1 protein-coding gene is annotated in these 233 nt (G+C 58.4%); it reads left to right on the forward strand.

What is annotated here, in order from left to right:
- The coding region (locus SB756_RS35715; protein ID WP_410913970.1) for a S16 family serine protease at nucleotides 1–233 on the forward strand (233 nt) is incomplete at both ends.

Consider the following 233-nt stretch of genomic DNA (forward strand, 5'->3'; position numbering starts at 1 on the left):
GGTTCGCTCGGCGAAGTGATGCAGGAGTCCATTCAGGCGGCGTTAACGGTGGTTCGTGCGCGTGCGGAAAAACTGGGGATCAACCCTGATTTTTACGAAAAACGCGACATCCACGTCCACGTACCGGAAGGTGCGACGCCGAAAGATGGTCCGAGTGCCGGTATTGCTATGTGCACCGCGCTGGTTTCTTGCCTGACCGGTAACCCGGTTCGTGCCGATGTGGCAATGACCGG

The organism is Pseudomonas sp. SIMBA_068 (assembly GCF_046534705.1).
Classification (GTDB): Bacteria; Pseudomonadota; Gammaproteobacteria; order Pseudomonadales; family Pseudomonadaceae; genus Aquipseudomonas; species Aquipseudomonas putida.